The sequence below is a fragment of the Lentzea jiangxiensis genome (assembly GCF_900104175.1).
GTDB lineage: Bacteria > Actinomycetota > Actinomycetes > Mycobacteriales > Pseudonocardiaceae > Lentzea > Lentzea jiangxiensis.
In genome coordinates this window covers 17,126-33,361 of the sequence record NZ_FNIX01000011.1, presented here as the reverse complement: position 1 = coordinate 33,361, position 16,236 = coordinate 17,126, and the positions used below count along the sequence as shown (strand labels likewise).

General features: G+C 69.3%; 18 protein-coding genes. 14 read left to right on the top strand and 4 right to left on the bottom strand.

The genetic code is table 11. From position 1 onward, the window contains the following. The first annotated feature begins 61 nt into the window (after window positions 1-61). Both BLQ91_RS25260 and BLQ91_RS25255 read left to right on the top strand, forming a co-directional pair. Complete coding sequence (locus BLQ91_RS25260; protein ID WP_090100456.1) at window positions 62-2,599, top strand: GmrSD restriction endonuclease domain-containing protein; 2,538 nt, start codon at window positions 62-64, stop codon at window positions 2,597-2,599. 9 nt (window positions 2,600-2,608) lie between these two features. After that, a complete protein-coding gene (locus BLQ91_RS25255) occupies window positions 2,609-2,824 on the top strand; it encodes a hypothetical protein (RefSeq protein WP_090100454.1) in 216 nt (71 codons plus the stop codon). A gap of 9 nt (window positions 2,825-2,833) precedes the next feature. Here BLQ91_RS25255 and hemW read toward each other — a convergent pair whose 3' ends face one another. Beyond that, window positions 2,834-4,042: a radical SAM family heme chaperone HemW gene (hemW, locus tag BLQ91_RS25250; RefSeq protein ID WP_090100452.1), complete on the bottom strand. Its 1,209-nt coding sequence runs from the start codon at window positions 4,040-4,042 to the stop codon at window positions 2,834-2,836. Between the two features lie 371 nt (window positions 4,043-4,413). Here hemW and BLQ91_RS25245 point away from each other — a divergent pair, with 371 nt between their 5' ends. The 11 genes from BLQ91_RS25245 to BLQ91_RS25195 all read left to right on the top strand — a co-directional run bounded on the left by BLQ91_RS25245 (window position 4,414) and on the right by BLQ91_RS25195 (window position 14,112). Beyond that, window positions 4,414-6,093 carry a nitrite/sulfite reductase gene (locus tag BLQ91_RS25245; RefSeq protein WP_090100810.1) on the top strand — a complete coding sequence of 560 codons (1,680 nt, stop codon included), beginning with the start codon at window positions 4,414-4,416 and terminating at the stop codon, window positions 6,091-6,093. Between the two features lie 36 nt (window positions 6,094-6,129). Further along, window positions 6,130-6,288, top strand: a complete 159-nt coding sequence (locus BLQ91_RS25240) for an Insertion element protein (protein ID WP_090100450.1) — start codon at window positions 6,130-6,132, stop codon at window positions 6,286-6,288. Next, the gene (locus tag BLQ91_RS25235) at window positions 6,285-6,980 is read left to right on the top strand and encodes a phosphoadenylyl-sulfate reductase (protein ID WP_090100448.1); all 696 of its coding nucleotides are present in this window, start codon (window positions 6,285-6,287) and stop codon (window positions 6,978-6,980) included. The genes BLQ91_RS25240 and BLQ91_RS25235 overlap by 4 nt, the downstream gene beginning before the upstream one ends. After that, window positions 6,977-7,876, top strand: a complete 900-nt coding sequence (gene cysD / locus BLQ91_RS25230; RefSeq protein ID WP_176959951.1) for a sulfate adenylyltransferase subunit CysD — start codon at window positions 6,977-6,979, stop codon at window positions 7,874-7,876. The genes BLQ91_RS25235 and cysD overlap by 4 nt, the downstream gene beginning before the upstream one ends. Then, on the top strand, window positions 7,877-9,223 hold the full coding sequence (locus tag BLQ91_RS25225) for a sulfate adenylyltransferase subunit 1 (RefSeq protein WP_090100443.1): 1,347 nt from the start codon (window positions 7,877-7,879) through the stop codon (window positions 9,221-9,223). A 14-nt stretch (window positions 9,224-9,237) separates the two neighbouring features. Then, window positions 9,238-10,287 (top strand): ABC transporter substrate-binding protein, encoded by a 1,050-nt coding sequence (locus BLQ91_RS25220; RefSeq protein WP_090100441.1) that lies wholly within the window; start codon window positions 9,238-9,240, stop codon window positions 10,285-10,287. 21 nt (window positions 10,288-10,308) lie between these two features. Further along, the gene (locus BLQ91_RS25215; protein ID WP_090100439.1) at window positions 10,309-11,085 is read left to right on the top strand and encodes an ABC transporter ATP-binding protein; all 777 of its coding nucleotides are present in this window, start codon (window positions 10,309-10,311) and stop codon (window positions 11,083-11,085) included. Further along, on the top strand, window positions 11,069-11,941 hold the full coding sequence (locus tag BLQ91_RS25210) for an ABC transporter permease (protein ID WP_090100437.1): 873 nt from the start codon (window positions 11,069-11,071) through the stop codon (window positions 11,939-11,941). Before BLQ91_RS25215 ends, BLQ91_RS25210 begins: the two co-directional genes overlap by 17 nt. Beyond that, window positions 11,938-12,633: a sirohydrochlorin chelatase gene (locus BLQ91_RS25205; RefSeq protein WP_090100435.1), complete on the top strand. Its 696-nt coding sequence runs from the start codon at window positions 11,938-11,940 to the stop codon at window positions 12,631-12,633. The genes BLQ91_RS25210 and BLQ91_RS25205 overlap by 4 nt, the downstream gene beginning before the upstream one ends. Before the next feature lie 85 nt (window positions 12,634-12,718). Continuing rightward, the gene (locus BLQ91_RS25200; protein WP_143022799.1) at window positions 12,719-13,219 is read left to right on the top strand and encodes a hypothetical protein; all 501 of its coding nucleotides are present in this window, start codon (window positions 12,719-12,721) and stop codon (window positions 13,217-13,219) included. Between the two features lie 281 nt (window positions 13,220-13,500). Beyond that, entirely contained in the window at window positions 13,501-14,112 is a 612-nt protein-coding gene (locus BLQ91_RS25195) for a hypothetical protein (protein WP_090100431.1), read from the top strand. A 27-nt stretch (window positions 14,113-14,139) separates the two neighbouring features. On the opposite strand, the gene BLQ91_RS25190 is transcribed toward BLQ91_RS25195, so the two are convergent. Both BLQ91_RS25190 and BLQ91_RS25185 read right to left on the bottom strand, forming a co-directional pair. Continuing rightward, window positions 14,140-14,574, bottom strand: coding sequence for a MarR family winged helix-turn-helix transcriptional regulator (locus BLQ91_RS25190; protein ID WP_245733798.1), 435 nt, complete (start codon window positions 14,572-14,574; stop codon window positions 14,140-14,142). Then, window positions 14,561-15,178 carry a type 1 glutamine amidotransferase family protein gene (locus tag BLQ91_RS25185; protein ID WP_090100429.1) on the bottom strand — a complete coding sequence of 206 codons (618 nt, stop codon included), beginning with the start codon at window positions 15,176-15,178 and terminating at the stop codon, window positions 14,561-14,563. Before BLQ91_RS25185 ends, BLQ91_RS25190 begins: the two co-directional genes overlap by 14 nt. Window positions 15,179-15,240: 62 nt before the next feature. Between BLQ91_RS25185 and BLQ91_RS25180 the strand changes: the two genes are divergently transcribed. Further along, window positions 15,241-16,017: an enoyl-CoA hydratase-related protein gene (locus tag BLQ91_RS25180; protein ID WP_090100427.1), complete on the top strand. Its 777-nt coding sequence runs from the start codon at window positions 15,241-15,243 to the stop codon at window positions 16,015-16,017. Here BLQ91_RS25180 and BLQ91_RS25175 read toward each other — a convergent pair. Next, entirely contained in the window at window positions 16,014-16,196 is a 183-nt protein-coding gene (locus BLQ91_RS25175) for a hypothetical protein (protein ID WP_090100424.1), read from the bottom strand. The genes BLQ91_RS25180 and BLQ91_RS25175 overlap by 4 nt on opposite strands. Window positions 16,197-16,236 lie beyond the last annotated feature (40 nt).

The following is a 16,236-nucleotide window of genomic DNA, read 5'->3' as shown; positions in this document are numbered from 1 at the left end:
CGTTCGAGTGATAAGGGACCGAAAGAACCCGCAGGCAGCCCTCCGCGCCTAACGTGCGCGGGTGGTCACCGCGAACGAAACGACGCTTCAGGATCTGCTGGAGGGCTCGAAGCAGTACCGAGTCCCCCTGTACCAGCGAACGTACTCATGGGAGAAGAAGCAGCTCTCCCAACTCTGGGACGACGTCGTCCAGCTGGCAGAGGATCGCATCACTCACGAATCGGCCACCCACTTCATCGGGTCCGTCGTTCTCGCACCGAGCCCTGGCAACGGTCCAACCGGTGTGCCGCAGTACCTGGTCGTCGACGGGCAGCAGCGGCTCACCACACTCACCTTGCTGCTCTGCGCCATCCGCGATCACCGAGCCAAGCACGAAGACCCGATCCACCGCGGCCGCATGAACGACCTCTACCTGACCAACCCGTACAAGCCGGAGTCGCAGCGGCTCAAGGTCGTGCCAACGCAGACGAACCGCGACGCCTATCAGGCCTGCGTCGATTCGACGCCGCACGCGGGGGGCAGTGATCAGATCGGTGCCGCCTACCGTTTCTTCGCCGCCAAGCTCGTGGAACTCGACGATCCCGTCGACCAGTTCGACATCGAGCGGCTCGAGAACGCCGTCATCAGCGGACTGGCCCTGGTGTCCATCACCACCCACCCCGGCGACAACGCCCACCGCATCTTCGAGTCGCTGAACAACACCGGTGCGGCGCTCAGCCAAGCCGATCTGCTGCGCAACTACCTGTTCATGCGGTTGCCGGTTCTGGGCGAGCAGGTCTACCGGGGGCTATGGCTGCCGCTCGAAGCAAAGCTCGACAAGTCCAAGGAACTCGAGCTGCTCTTCTGGCTCGACCTGGTTCAACGCGACGCGCGGATCAAACAGGCCGATACCTACGCGAGTCAGCAGGCTCGACTAGATCGGCTGACCGACGAAGCGGAGATCGAGGCGGAAGTGGCCAGGCTGTGCGGACTGGGCAATCTCCTCCGCGTCATCCTGAGCCCGGAGATCGAGCCGCACGAGGCAGTGCGCACCAGGCTGCAGCGACTGAAGGCATGGGGAACCACCACGGTGTACCCGTTGCTGCTGCACTTGCTGGACCGCAGGCAGCAGGGAACGGCCACATCGGGGCAGATCGCATCGGCGATGCTCTACGTAGAAAGCTTCTTCGTCAGGCGTCTGCTCATCGGCCGTGCGACGGCCAACATCAACCGAATCCTGCTCTCGATCGTGACCGAGATGGATCGCACCCAGCCCGTGGACCAAGCGGTGCACGCCTATCTGTCGACCGGACGGAAGTTCTACGCGAACGACGAGGAGGTGCGCGCTGCCACTCGAACGGTGCCGTATTACTTGAACGGCCGACCGCACCAGCGCGCATTGATCCTGCGCTGGCTCGAGGCAGATCACGGCAGCAAGGAACCCGTCGACCTGGATTCGCTGACGATCGAGCACGTCATGCCGCAGAGTTTCACCGACGAGTGGGAACAGGCCGTCAACAAGGACTTGGACCCTGGCGAAACGTACGAGCAGGTGCACAACGCACTGGTGCACACGCTCGGCAACCTGACGTTGACCGGGTACAACTCGGAGCTGAGCAACAGCTCGTTCGACGTCAAGAAGGACCAGCTCGCCGAAAGCGGCCTGGTGATGAACCGACAAATCGCCGAACAGCCTGCATGGGGCCGACCTCAGATCCTTGCTCGGGCCGACGCACTGGCTGAGCGCGTGATCGCCGCGTGGCCCGGTCCGTTGGCAGGTGCGAAACCGAGCACCAGCGCGGCGTGGAGCTTGATGAACACCGTGCTCGCTGCGTTGCCAGCCGGTTCGTGGACCACCTACGGCGATATAGCGGCAATCATCGGCAGCCACCCGGTGGCTGTCGGCGCCCGGCTTTCCACCGCCACGGCACCGAATGCGCACCGCGTTCTACTGGCGGGTGGCCTGGTGTCGCCTGGTTTCCGATGGCTGGAACCGGACAAGAACGACGATCCCCTCGACGTGTTGCGTTCCGAAGGTGTGGAGTTCGACGAAGACGGACGTGCTTCCGACGCCCAGCACATCTCGTTCGAGGAACTCGCCGAGCTCGCAGGCCTGGATGTGGAGACGACGGACGAGCCGTCGGCCACCGACCTGGGCCAAGAAGCGCTCCCGCACTTCTTCGACCAAGTGCGCGACAAGCACGACGAAGAAGTCACGGCGGCGGTCTTCAGCGTTGTCGAGGCTTGGCGGGAGCTCGGTGGACGCCCTGAGTTCGGTACGGGCCGGAGCGAGACCTCGTGCTTTCTGATCGCCAGGGAGAAGGGCGAGGAAGGCGGCAACATCTGGCCTTTCGCGATCTACCCGAGCGGCAGGGTCGAGGTGGTGTTTCAGCACCTCCGTGTCCGCCCGCCGTTCGACGAGGTCACGATGCGCGAAGAGCTCCGGCAGCGGCTGAACGGGGCTCCCGGCGTGAACATCGCCGCCGCGAAGATAGAGCTGCGACCGAGCTTTCCGCTGAAGGTCCTCCTGGACCCCGCCGCACGTGCCGTGGTGCAGGAGACCTTGGAGTGGTTTTACGAGCAGGCTCGCTCGACGGTTTTTGTCGGTGGTGCTCGCTAGGGTCCAAACGTGGGCAACGTGGTGTGGCTCCGGCCACCTGATGAGGACGGTCCGGCACCGGGGAGGGCGTGCCTGGTCCACAGCGAGGACGAGTGGTGGGAGGGCACCGTCGTCTGGGAGGAGGCCCGGCGGGCGGACGGGTTGTGGTGGGGCACCGCGACCTACCGCAAGCGCGGGCAGGTCGTCGTCGAGGTGTTCAGCCAGCACGACCTGCGCGCCCGCTGAACCGGCGAGTCAGGGCAGCAGGCGGCGCACGACGGCGTCGGCCAGCAGGCGGCCCCGGTCCGTCAGCACGCAGCGGTCGTCGTGCGGCTCGAGCAGGCCGTCGGCGATCGCCTGCTTCGCCTCCTCACGGCCCGCCTCGTCCAGCACGTCCATCGGCAGGCCGGAGGCGAGGCGCAGTTCCAGCAGCACCCGTTCCACGCGCTGGTCCTCGGCGGACAGCACCTCGCGCCCGGCGGCCGGGGACGCGCCCGAAGCGAGCAGGGACGAGTAGCGGGCCGGGTGCTTGACGTTCCAGAAGCGCACGCCGCCGACGTGGCTGTGGGCGCCGGGGCCGAAGCCCCACCAGTCGGCGCCCTTCCAGTACAGGACGTTGTGCCGGCACCGGGCGGCATCGGACGTGGCCCAGTTGGAGACCTCGTACCAGGAGAAGCCGGCGCCCGAGAGCACCGAGTCGACCATCTCGTACGACGAGGCGAGCACGTCGTCGTCCGGCATCGGCAGGTCGCCGCGGCGGATGCGGCGGGCCAGGCCGGTGCCGTCCTCCACGATCAACGCGTAGGCGGACACGTGGTCGACGCCCGCGGCCAGCACGGCGTCCAGGGAGGCGGCCAGGTCCGAGGGCTGCTCCCCCGGCGTGCCGTAGATGAGGTCGAGGTTCACGTGCTCGAAGCCGGCCGCGCGTGCCTCGCGTGCGGCATCGACCGGACGGCCGGGCGTGTGTTTGCGGTCCAGCACCTGCAACACGTGCCGTGCGGCGGACTGCATTCCCAGGGACACACGGGTGTAGCCGGAGGCGAGGATGCCCTCGAAGAACGAAGGTGAGGTCGACTCCGGGTTCGACTCCGTCGTCACCTCGGCGCCGGGCGCGAGGCCGAACGACTGGCGCACGGCGTCGAGGACGTCGCCCAGACCGGAGGCGCCCAGCAACGACGGGGTGCCGCCGCCGACGAACACCGTCTCGGCCTGGATGGGGGTGCCGAGGACGGACGCGGCCAAGTCCAGTTCGCGGCGCAGGCCCTCCAGCCACGACTCGGGGGACGCGGAGGTGCCGAGTTCGCCGGGCGTGTAGGTGTTGAAGTCGCAGTAGCCGCAACGGGTCGCGCAGAACGGCACGTGCACGTAGATGCCGAAGGGGCGTGAGCCGACACCGGCGACGGCTGAAGGGGGGAGCGAACCGTCGGCGGGCGCGGGCTCGCCATCGGGCAAAGCGGAGGGCATGACTCCCAGTGTCCCCTACACGCCCCCAATGGCGGTGTTCGACCAGGGGAAGTGTCTGTCGGTGACAGAGATATCACGGAGTGAAACCAGCCTAGGATGTCAACTCCCCCTCGTCAATCCCAGCATTCGGTTGGCGGTGGACCACGCTCTGGACGGCATGCACACTGAGGTCATGCATTCGACTGGAGTCCGCCTCGTGGCCCGCCGCCACGTCGACTTCCGTCGTGTCTCCAGCGCGATGTGCCGTCGTTCGGCATGACCGCGCGCTGATTTGTTCCCGTCAGCGCCCGGCGCGCTGACGACGCCCCCGCCACGAGCACCTCCGGGCTTCTTCACGCGCACCGAGCGCCTCGAAACCCCGGAGGATGGCGATGGCCACGCCGCAGACGTCACCGCGCGCCAAGCAGCGTCGCGGCGAGGGGCAGTGGGCACTCGGTTACCGAGAGCCGTTGAACCCCAACGAGCGGAGCAAGAAGGACGACAACCCGCTCAACGTCCGCGCCCGCATCGAGAACATCTACGCCCACGGTGGTTTCGACTCGATCGACCCGGCGGACCTGCGCGGGCGGTTCCGCTGGTACGGCCTGTACACGCAGCGCAAGCCCGGCATCGACGGCGGCCGCACGGCCACGTTGGAGCCGGAGGAGCTGGACGACGAGTTCTTCATGATGCGCGTCCGCAGCGACGGCGGCGCGCTCACCACGGAGCAGCTGACGGTCCTGGGCGAGATCTCGCAGACCTATGCGCGCGACACCGCGGACATCACCGACCGGCAGAACATCCAGTACCACTGGATCCGCGTCGAGGACGTCCCCACGATCTGGCAGAAGCTCGAAGCCGTCGGCCTCACGACGATGGAGGCGTGCGGCGACAGCCCGCGCGTCATCCTCGGCTCGCCGGTCGCGGGCATCTCGCAGGACGAGGTGGTCAACGGCCAGCCGGCGATCGACACGATCCTCGAGCGCTACATCGGCGACCCGCGCTTCTCCAACCTGCCGCGCAAGTTCAAGACCGCCATCTCCGGGCTGCAGGACGTCGCGCACGAGATCCACGACATCGCGTTCGTCGGCGTGCACCACCCCGAGCACGGGCCCGGCTTCGACCTCTGGGTCGGTGGCGGCCTGTCCACGAACCCCATGCTGGGCAAGCGGTTGGGCGCGTGGGTGCCGCTCGACGAGGTCCCGGACGTGTGGGAGGCGGTCATCTCCGTCTTCCGCGACTACGGCTACCGCCGCCTGCGCCACCGCGCGCGCATCAAGTTCCTCGTCGCCGACTGGGGCCCGGAGAAGTTCCGGCAGGTCGTCGAGGACGAGTACCTGCAGCGCAAGATGATCGACGGCCCGGCGCCCGAGGTGCTGGACCAGCAGCTCGACCACATCGGCGTGCACAAGCAGAAGGACGGCCTGTTCTACGTCGGCGCCGCGCCCGTCGCGGGCCGCGTGTCCGGCTCGATCCTGGTCGAGGTCGCGAAGTACGCCGAACGGGCGGGCTCGAACCGCGTCCGCTTCACGCCGCAGCAGAAGATCATCGTGCTGGACGTGCCCGAGGCCGAGATCCCGGCGCTCAAGAGCGACCTCGCGAAGCTCGGCCTGCAGGTCGACCCGTCGCCGTGGCGCCGGGGCATCATGGCCTGCACCGGCATCGAGTTCTGCAAGCTCGCGATCGTCGAGACCAAGGCCCGCGCCCTCGACCTCGTGACGCAGCTCGAGGCCAACCTCAAGGACGTCGTCGACGGCGTCACGGCGCCGATCACCGTGCACATCAACGGCTGCCCCAACTCCTGCGCCCGCATCCAGACCGCGGACATCGGGCTGAAGGGCCAGATCGTCACCGACGACGCGGGCAACCAGGTCGAGGGCTTCCAGGTGCACCTCGGCGGTGGCCTCGGCCTCGACGCCGGGTTCGGGCGCAAGCTGCGCGGCCACAAGGTCACCGCGGCCGAGCTGCCCGAGTACGTCGAGCGCGTGGTGCGGAACTTCGTCGCCCAGCGGGAGACCGACGAGCGTTTCGCCCAGTGGGTCGCCCGCGCGGAAGAGGGTTCGCTGCGATGAGCGCCAGCCGACGTGCGTTCCTCAGCGGAGGCTGCGATGAGTGACCGCGCGACGCCGTTCTACTGCCCCTACTGCGGTGACGAGGACCTCCGGCCGCAGGAGGAACCCAGCTACGCGTGGCTGTGCACCGGGTGCCGCCGCGTCTTCAAGGTCTCGTTCGTCGGGCTCAACCTGCCGCAGGAGGTGAAGAAGTGAGCGATCTCAAGGAAGACCTCAAGATCGTCGCCGACGCCGCGCAGGAGGAGCTGGCCGGCGCCTCGGCGATCGAGGCCCTGGAGTGGACGGCCCGCACGTTCGGCGACAGCTACATCGTCGCGTCGAACATGCAGGACGCCGTCCTGATCGACCTCGCCGCGAAGGTGAAGCCGGACTTCGACGTGCTGTTCCTGGAGACGGGCTACCACTTCCCGGAGACGATCGGCGTGCGCGACGCCGTCGCTGTCGTCTACCCGGAGGTGCGCATCGTCAACGCCGCCGCCGAGCAGTCGGTGGAGGACCAGGAACGCGAGTTCGGCCTGCTGCACCAGTCGGACCCGGCGAAGTGCTGCAACCTGCGGAAGGTCGTGCCGCTGCGCCGCGAGCTCGCGAAGTACGACGCGTGGGTCACCGGTGTGCGCCGCGTCGACGCCCCGACCAGGGCGAACACGCCCATCGTGCAGTGGGACGAGCGCAACGGGCTGGTGAAGATCAACCCGATCGCGCCGTGGAGCGACGAGGAGTTCAACTCCTACATCCGCGAAAAGGGGATCCTCGAGAACCTGTTGGTGCAGGAGGGATACCCCTCCATCGGCTGCCTGCCGTGCACCGCCAAGCCGTTGCCGGGGCAGGACGCGCGCAGCGGCCGGTGGGCCGGTCAGTCGAAGACGGAATGTGGGTTGCACGGATGACACTCGCGCTGGACACGTTGGGCCGTCTCGAATCCGAGGCCATTCACATCTTCCGCGAGGTCGCGGGCGAGTTCGACCGGCCGGTGATCCTCTTCTCCGGCGGCAAGGACTCGACCCTGCTGCTGCACCTCGCGATCAAGGCGTTCTACCCGGCGCCGGTGCCGTTCCCGCTGCTGCACGTCGACACCGGCCACAACTTCGACGAGGTCATCGAGTTCCGCGACCGCGTCGTCGCGCAGCACGGTCTGCGCCTGGAGGTCGCGAAGGTCCAGGACTGGATCGACGACGGCCGCCTCGAGGAGCGCCCGGACGGCACGCGCAACCCGTTGCAGACCGTCCCGCTGCTGGACTCGATCACGCAGCACAGGTTCGACGCGGTCTTCGGCGGCGGACGCCGGGACGAGGAACGCGCCCGCGCCAAGGAACGGATCTTCAGCCTGCGCACGGCGTTCGGCCAGTGGGACCCGAAGCGCCAGCGCCCCGAGCTGTGGAACCTCTACAACGGCCGGCACCGCGCCGGTGAGCACGTCCGCGTGTTCCCGCTGTCCAACTGGACCGAGCTCGACGTGTGGAACTACATCGAGCGCGAGGGCATCGAGCTGCCGGACATCTACTACTCGCACGAGCGCGAGGTGTTCCTGCGCGACGGCATGTGGCTCGCCGAGGGCCCGTGGGGCACGGCGCGCGAGGGCGAGACGCTGGTGCGCAAGACGGTTCGCTACCGCACGGTCGGCGACGGCTCCTGCACGGGCGCCGTCGAGTCCGACGCCGCCGACATCCACGCGGTGATCGCCGAGGTCTCCGCGTCACGGCTGACCGAGCGCGGCGCCACGCGGGCCGACGACCGGTTGTCCGAGGCCGCCATGGAAGACCGCAAGCGGGAGGGGTACTTCTAAATGAGCGACCTGTTGAGGCTGGCCACCGCGGGCAGCGTGGACGACGGCAAGTCCACGCTCGTGGGCAGGCTGCTCTACGACACCAAGTCCGTGCTCGCCGACACGCTCGACGCCGTGCACCGCGCGAGCGCCGATCGCGGTCTCGCGACCCCCGACCTGTCGTTGCTGGTCGACGGCCTGCGTTCGGAGCGCGAGCAGGGCATCACGATCGACGTGGCGTACCGCTACTTCGCGACGCCCAAGCGGTCGTTCGTGCTGGCGGACACCCCGGGCCACGTGCAGTACACCCGCAACACGGTGACCGGTGCCTCCACCGCGCAGCTGGCGGTCCTGCTGGTCGACGCGCGCAAGGGCGTCATCGAGCAGACCCGGCGGCACGCGGCGGTTCTCGCGCTGCTGGGCGTGCCGCGGCTCGTCCTGGCGGTCAACAAGATCGACCTCGTGGACTACGACGAGGTGACGTTCTCCCGCATCGCCAAGGAGTTCACGGCGCACGCCACGGCCCTGGGCTACACCGAGGACTCGGTCGTCGAGATCCCCGTGTCGGCGCTGGCGGGCGACAACGTCGTGGACAAGTCCGCGAACACGCCGTGGTACTCCGGCCCCACGCTGCTGGAGCACCTGGAGACCGTGCCGGTCGAGCCCGACCCGCACGACGCGCCGTTCCGCTTCCCGGTGCAGTACGTGATCCGCCCGCGCACCGCCGAGCACCTCGACTACCGGGGCTACGCCGGTCTGATCGCGGCCGGCACGGTCAAGCCGGGCGACGAGGTCGTCGTGCTGCCCTCCGGCCGCCGCTCGACGATCACGAAGATCGACACGGCGGACGGCGAACTGGCGGAGGCGGCGGCCGGCCAGTCCGTGACGCTGCTGCTGGCGGACGACATCGACATCTCCCGCGGCGACCTGATCGCGGTGGCGGGCAACGAGCCCAACGTCACCGACGAGCTGGACGCCACCCTCTGCTGGCTCGCGGAGAAGCCCCTGCGACCCGGCGCCCGGGTCCTCGTCAAGCACGGCACGCGCACCGTGCAGGCGATGGTCACCGACCTGCGCGACCGCTTCGACGAGCAGGCGCTGTCCAGCGTGGACAGCCCCGGCTCGTTGGAGCTCAACGAGATCGGCCGAGTGGCTCTGCGCCTGGCAGAGCCCGTTCCGCTGGACGACTACAGCTTCAGCCGGCGCACCGGGTCCTTCCTGGTGATCGACGCGAGCGATGGATCCACGCTCGCGGCCGGGCTGGTCGGGGCTCCGCTGCCGTTGCTGGAGAACGGCGTGGAGAGCTGTAGCGGGGGTGGCGAGAACGCCACCCCGGACAACCACGCCCTCGTCTCCCCCGGTCCCTGAAAGGCCACCGCCCCGTGAACCTCAAGCCCGCCATCGCCGCCGCACTGATCGCATTGACCGCACTGTCCGGTTGCAGCCGCGCCGGAACCAGCGAGACGCCCACCGCCCAGTCGAAGGGCGCCGCGGCCGAGGTCCGCATCGGCTACTTCCCGAACGTCACGCACGCCGCCGCGCTGATCGGCGTCGAGAAGGACCTGTTCAAGTCCGAGCTCGGCAGCACCAAGCTCACCACCCAGACGTTCAACGCCGGCCCCGACGAGGTCAACGCGCTGCTCGGCGAGTCCCTCGACATCGGCTACATCGGTTCCGGGCCCGCCATCAACGCGTACTCGAAGTCCAAGGGCGAGGCCGTGCGCCTGATCGCCGGCGCCACGTCCGGGGGCGCGCAGCTGGTGACCAAGCCCGAGATCAACTCGGTCGAGGACCTCAAGGGCAAGACCATCGCGACGCCGCAGCTCGGCAACACCCAGGACGTGGCGTTGAAGAAGTACCTGGCGGAGAAGGGCCTCACCGGTCAGGTCACCGTCACCAACGTGGAGAACGCCGCGTCGCTCGACCTGTTCAAGAAGGGCGACATCGCCGCCACGTGGTCGCCGCAGCCCTGGTCGGCGCGCATCGTCGCCGAGGCGGGCGGCAAGGTGCTGCTGGACGAGAAGACCCTCTGGGAGGGCGGGAGCTTCCCGACCACGGTGATCATCGTGCGGACGAAGTTCCTCCAGGAGCACCCGGAGACGGTCGAGGCCGTGCTCAAGGCCCACGTCGCGGCCATCGACCGGGCCAGGGCGAACCCCGGCGAGGCGAAGAAGACGGTCAACGCCGCGCTGGAGAAGCTCACGTCCAAGAAGCTCGGCGACAAGATCCTCGACGCCGCCTGGGACAACATCGAGCTGACCACCGACGCGCAGGCCAAGCACTTCCCGCAGCTCGCGAAGGACGCCGTGACGGCGGGCGTGGCCAAGGAGGCCGCTGACGTCGCCGGGTACGCCGACTTCACGTTGCTGAACAAGGTTCTCCAGGCACAGGGCAAGCCGCAGGTGCAAGCAGCCGGTCTGGACAAGAAGTAACTCTGCCGAGGGGACACGGACATGACCGCCACGCTCGAGACCACTGTTTCGTCCACTGTGGATGCTGCCGTTGAACTGGCCGGGATCCGCAAGGTGTTCGGCCACGGCAGCTCGGCCGTGGTGGCGCTCGACGGCGTCGACCTCAAGGTCAAGCCGGGGGAGTTCGTGTGCCTCCTCGGCGCGTCGGGCTGCGGCAAGAGCACGCTGCTGAACATCGTCGCGGGCCTCGACGGCGCGACGGCGGGCGAGCTGCAGGTCAACACCTCGCGCCCGGCCGTGATGTTCCAGGAGCCCGCGCTCATGCCGTGGCTCACCGCCCAGCGCAACGTCGAGCTGGCGCTGCGCTTCGCCGGCGTGGGCCGGCTGGCCCGCAAGCGCCGCGCGCTGGAACTGCTGGAGCTCGTGCGGCTCGGCGACGCCGCGGACAAGCGGCCGCACGAGCTCTCCGGCGGTATGCGTCAGCGCGTGGCACTGGCCCGCGCGCTGGCCTCCGCCACCGTGTCCGCGGACGGCTCCCCCGCCCTGCTGCTGATGGACGAGCCGTTCGCCGCGCTCGACGCCATCACGCGGGACGTGCTGCAGAGCGAACTGCTGCGCGTGTGGGAGACCACGAACACCGCGATCATCTTCGTGACGCACGACGTGCGCGAGGCCGTTCGTCTCGGCCAGCGCGTGGTCCTGCTGTCCTCGCGTCCCGGCCGCGTCGTGCGCGAGTGGGACGTCCGGGACTCCTCGGACGAGGTCCTCGCCGAGATCAACACCCATCTGCGAGAGGTCATCAGTGGCCACGCCTCCTGACACGCTCGACAAGGTCGGCGCCGGCCTCGACGCGCTCGACGCGCCCGTCGAGGCGCACAAGCCGCCGGTCTGGCGCCGTTTCCTCAAGACGGGCGTGCCACCGCTCATCGCCTTCGCCCTGCTCCTCGGCGTGTGGCAGGCGTTGTGGGCTTCGGCTCTGCTGCCCGAGTTCCAGCTGCCCGCCCCGGTCGACGTGTGGGACGAGCTCGTCCGCTCGATCTCCACCGGTGAGGCGTTCGGCATCCTGTGGACCTCGCTGCACCGCGCGGTGCTCGGGTTCCTCGCGGCGGTGCTGATCGCCACGCCGCTGGGCCTGCTGATCGCCAAGGTGCGGGTGGTGCGCGCGGCGATCGGGTCGTTGCTGACCGGCCTGCAGTCACTGCCCTCCGTGGCCTGGGTCCCGGCGGCGATCCTGTGGTTCGGCGTCACCCCGTCGACGATCTACTTCGTCGTGCTGATGGGCTCCGTGCCGTCGATCGCGAACGGCCTGGTGGCGGGCATCGACCAGATCCCGCCGCTGCTCCCCCGCGTCGGCCGGGCCCTCGGCGCCGGACGGCTGGCGTCGGCGCGGCACATCCTGCTGCCCGCCGCCCTGCCCGGCTACCTCGCCGGCCTGAAGCAGGGCTGGGCGTTCTCGTGGCGGTCGCTGATGGCCGCGGAGATCATCGCGACCTCGCCGCAGCTCGGCACCGGCCTCGGCCAGTACCTGCACAACGGGTCGTCGCTCAACGACATCAACATGGTCATCGCGGCGATCTTCCTGATCCTGCTGGTGGGCATCGGGATCGAGCTGCTGCTGTTCCGCCCGCTGGAGCGCGCCGTGCTGCGGGCGCGTGGCCTGACGGGCGCGTTGTGATCCCCCTGGTCGCCGTCGCGCACGGCAGCCGCGACCCGCGTTCGGCCGCGTCGATCCACTCCTTGCTGGACGTGGTGCGGTCGTTGCGGCCGGAGCTCGACGTCCGCGGCTGCTTCCTCGACCTGTGCGCACCGCGGTTGCACGACGTGCTGCGCGGCCCGTCCGTGGTCGTGCCCCTGTTGCTGGGCAAGGCTTACCACGCCCGCGTCGACGTGCCGGCCGCCGTCGCCGAGTCGCGCGTCCCGGCCGTCGTCACCGACGTGCTCGGCCCGGACCCGCGGCTGGAGTCGGCGGCGTTGCGGCGGCTCTCGGAGGCGGGTGTCGACTTCGGCGACCGGTCGCTCGGGGTCGTGCTCGCCGGTGCCGGGTCGTCGCACGCGCCGGCGAACGAGGCCGTGGCCCGGGTGGCTCGCCGGTGGGCTCGCGAGTCCGGGTGGGCCGGGGTGGAGGCGGCGTTCGCGTCGATCGCCTCGCCGACCGTTCCGGAAGCTGTGGAGCGGTTGCGGGCTCGTGGTGCGCGGCGGATCGCCGTGGCGTCGTGGTTCCTCGCTCCCGGGCTGCTGCCGGACAAGGCCGCCTCGCTGGCCGGGGATGCCGTGGTGGCTCGGCCGTTGGGAGATGACGTCGAGGTCGCGCAGCTGGTGCTGGACCGGTACGACCAGGCAGTGGCACGGCAGACGATCGCTGCTTAGCTTGTGCGACAACCATTTGCTTGATCGCAGTGCAAGCACCCGGACGGGATTTGTCAGTGCAGCCTGAGATCCTGTTCGGATGCACATGTTCGTGGACGAGACCGAACGCGGCGGTCATTTGCTCGCCGCGACGCTCGTCGCTCCCGCCGCACTTCACTCGACCCGGTCTCTGATGCGAGGCCTGCTCCTGCCCGGCGAGCGGCGAGTGCACTTCAAATCGGAGAAGGACAGCCGCCGCAAGTTCATCGTGTCCCGCCTCGTTGAGCGGGCCTTCGACGTGCTCGTGGTGTCGAGTTGCGAGAAGGGCGACTCCGCCCGAGCCGTTCTGCTGGAGCGGTTGGTGGACGATGCGATCGACCTGGGTGTGACAAGGCTTGTCCTCGACTCACGCGATCACGCGGGCAACGCACGAGATCGCGTGGTGCTCGCCCGTACGAAGGCACGTGACGCGGGCATCGTCTACGAGCACATCCAGTCCTCTGCCGAGCCGGCACTGTGGGTGAGCGACGCTGTCGCCTGGTGCCTGGGAGCCGGCGGCGACTGGGTACGGCGGATCAGCCCTGTCGTGACTCGAATCGTCCCCTGAAAAGCGCGAAGCCCAGGCAGCAACCGTCCGGAAGCGCACCTGGGCTCACTTCCTCCACCTAGTGGCAGAGGCTATGGGAACGAGCATAGCACATTTGCACCCGGCCGCTGCCACCTCAGATCGCGCCGGCGTCACTTCCGGCCGCCGCCACAAGATCGCACGCACAGCGCCGTTCGGGCGATGTGAGCCGTGAACCGTTGACGTGAAACCTACTCATGAGTAGGCAGGTGATCACGCCGCGTGCTGGAAATGTCCCCTCGTCCACTCATCGGGGAGAGGTCATGAAGCTAGCCGCAATCGCCGCAGCCGCACTGGTACCGGCCCTGCTGTTCACCACGAACGCGTCAGCCGCACCGCAGACGGTCACCTACAAACTCCGGGCGAGCGCCGCCGGGCAGTCGTCCGACTTCACGCTCGACCAGGGCGTCGACGCGTCGGCGCCCGCGACCGCCGCGCCCGGCTCCGCCGTGGTGGTCACCATCGACCCCGCGCCCAACACGATCCCGTCCGAGGCCGGTGGGCGGCAGGTGCGCGAGATCAAGGGCCTCGCGCTCCGGCTGCCGGTGCCCGCCAACTCGACGTTCACCTCGGCGTCGCTCTCGGGCGGCTCGGGACTGGGCGGCACGCCGACGGTCGCCTTGCGGGGCACCGACGTCGTGCTGAGCGTTCCCGGGCCGATCAGGGGCGGCGCGAACTTCGAGCTGCCGACCGTCACGATCACCCTGGCGGCGGGTGCCTCCGGGGCGATCACCACGAAACTGGGCGGCACGAGCTACGACGCCCCCGGCCTCACCTTCACCGCGGTGGTCACCGTCTTCGGGTTCCCGATCGACGCGGCCGCGAAGGGCTACCCGGACCCGAGCCCCGTGCTGACCACGACCACGATCGGCTAGCACCGGTGCCCCACCCCCTGCCGGGCATCAGGAAGTAGCCGCGACCAGCTTGGTCATGGTGTCGAGCGTCGTGCGCAGGTCTTCCAGCGGGACCTGCGCACTGACGCGGTTCGCCCACTCGTGCTGCGCCTCCCGCAGCCGGGCGACCGCCGCGAAACCCTCGGCGGTGGGCCGGACCAGCTTCGCGCGGGCGTGCGCCGGGTTCGGCAGGTACTCCGCCAGACCCTTGTCCACCAACAGGTCCGCGATCCGCTGCACGGACTGGCGGGCGAGACCCATCTCGCGCGCCACCCCCGACACCGACAACGGCTCGCGCAGCACGGCGCCGAGCACCTGCCACCACGCCGCCGTCAGCCCGACCGGCTTCGTCATCACCTCGGCCGCGTCGAGGAACGCGCCGTAGAGGCGGAAGGTCCTCATCACGACGTCGGTGAGCACGTCACCCGCTTCAGTCCTGGACACTCGCCACCAGCTTCCCGAACGCCTCGGCCGTGTCGTCGCGGTGGAGCTCGTACCAGGCCTGCACCGTGGCCGGCGAGAACACCTCCAGCTCCGCCAGCACCTCCCGCGCGAACTCCAGCGGGCTCGCACCGCCCGCCGTGATCACGCCCTGGTCCCGCACGACGCGTTCGTCGCGGTAGAGCGCCGCTCCGCCGTAGGACCCGAGCCCTTCGAGGAAGTTCGACGTGTGCGCCACGTCGTCCAGCAGGCCCTCCGCCGCGAGCCCGGCCGTCGCGCCGCAGATCGCCGCGACCGGCTTGCCCGCCTCGCGGAACCGCCGTGCGAGCTTCCCGAACGCCGCCAGATCGCCGGTCTCCCAGCCCTCGCCGCCGGGCAGCACGAGCATCGCCGCGTCGTCCACCGAGACGTCCTGCAGGGCGACGTCCGGCAGCATCCGCACGCCGCCGATCGTGCGGACGGGATCGGTCGTCAGCCCGACCGTCCTGATCTCGTAGCGGCCCGGCCGCTGCTGGAACTGCTGCGAGCTCACCTGCGCGGCCACGTGGCCGTACTCCCAGTCCGCGAGCTGGTCGTAGAGGCCGAGGTACACCGTCCGCGTTGTCATGACAGTACGCTGTCATATTTGACAGGACACTGTCAAGAAGGCCGGGAGCTAAGGTCAGCCGCATGGCAGATGAGCTGGTCCACTACGAGGTGCGGCGTGGCATCGCGACGATCACGCTGGACTCCCCCCACAACCGCAACGCGCTGTCCTCGCAGCTGCGCCGGGAGCTCCGCGGGCACCTGGGCACGGCGGCGCAGGACGACCAGGTGCGCGTGGTCGTGCTGACGCACACGGGCCCCGTGTTCTGCTCCGGCATGGACCTCAAGGAGGCCGCCGGCGCGAGCGCGGGTGACCAGGGCGTCAACGAGTTCCCCGCGATCCTCGAACAGCTGTGGACCAGCCCCAAGCCGGTCGTCGCCGCGCTCAGGGGCCCGGCTCGCGCGGGCGGCGTCGGCATCGTGGCGGCGTGCGACATCGCCATCGCCGCGAACGAGGCCACGTTCGCGTTCAGCGAGGTCCGCATCGGTGTCGTGCCGGCCGTCATCTCCGTGACGGTGCTCCCGCGCCTGCTCCCCCGCCAGGCCCACGAGCTGTTCCTCACCGGTGAGGCGTTCAACGCCCAGCGCGCCGTCGAGATCGGCTTGCTCAACTCCGCGGTGCCCGTCGACGGCGTCGACGCGGAGGTCCGCCGCTACACCGACATGCTCGCGCTCGGTGCCCCCCGGGCGCTCGCGGCCACCAAGGAGATGCTGCAGCGGGAGAGGTCCACGAACCTCGGCGAGGTCTTCGCGGACATGCTGGAGCTGTCGGCGCGGCACTTCGGCGGCCCCGAGGGCCAGGAGGGCATCACGGCGTTCCGGGAGAAGCGCAAGCCGTCCTGGGTGCCCGCGGAGGACTAGAACCAGCCGGTGCACTCGACGACGCCCTGCGGGGACCCGCAAGCGCGCATCAGCCTGCCGTCGTTCTCGAACGCCTCGGTGTGCTTCGCGGAACCCGAGTCGATCCTGGCGTACCCGGGGAAACCCTCGTGCCCTTCGGCCGAGGGTTCCTCGCCCGTGCGGCGGAAATGCGTTCCCACGGGACGGCACTGTCCACCCCGGACGGGAATTGCGCAGCCC